Below are 571 nucleotides of genomic sequence, written 5' to 3'. Positions count from 1 at the left end.
GACGGTCTCGTTTTCCCGGAGCGTCTGCTGGTACTCCAGCATCCCCACGAGCGACGCCTCGTCGAACACGTCCTCGTCGCGCTGTATCACCTGCGCGGTCGTGGTGTTTTCCTCGCCGGTCGAGAAGTTCTCCTGGATGTACTCGAGCGCATCGCTCTCCGGCGAGTCGGTCTGGAACTGGTCGAGCGAAGAGGTCTGCTCGACCATCACCGCCCCGCTTCCGATGGCGACGGTCAGCACCAACATCACCGCGATCACCACGCGGCTGTGGTCCATCACGGCGTCGACGACGGTGTCGACTCCCCTCATCCGTACCTCTGTTCGTCCGCCACACGGTGGCCAGTCATCTGTCTGTACTTTCGTACTAACAGCTGCGGGATAACCGTTCCGTCTCCGTCGACCGATCGTTCAACGTCGGGATCGCAGCCAGTCGGGAGCGCTTCCGCCGGCGGGGCGTTCAGACCCGTCGCTGTGAGTCCAGTCCGTCCCGACGATCCGGCCCCGGACGATGCCTTCGAGCGGCGGACCGACTCGCACTCTCCTGCTGAGAATCCGAGTCAGAAGCGTTAAA

General features: G+C 63.4%; 1 pseudogene. It reads right to left on the bottom strand.

The features are described from left to right. A pseudogene (locus tag EXE44_RS17830) lies at positions 1 to 309 on the bottom strand (RND family transporter); the annotation flags it as partial. Positions 310 to 571 lie beyond the last annotated feature (262 nt).

It is taken from the genome of Halorubrum sp. SS7 (assembly GCF_005435055.1).
Classification (GTDB): Archaea; Halobacteriota; Halobacteria; order Halobacteriales; family Haloferacaceae; genus Halorubrum; species Halorubrum salinarum.
This window is presented reverse-complemented; position numbering and strand designations above follow the sequence as displayed.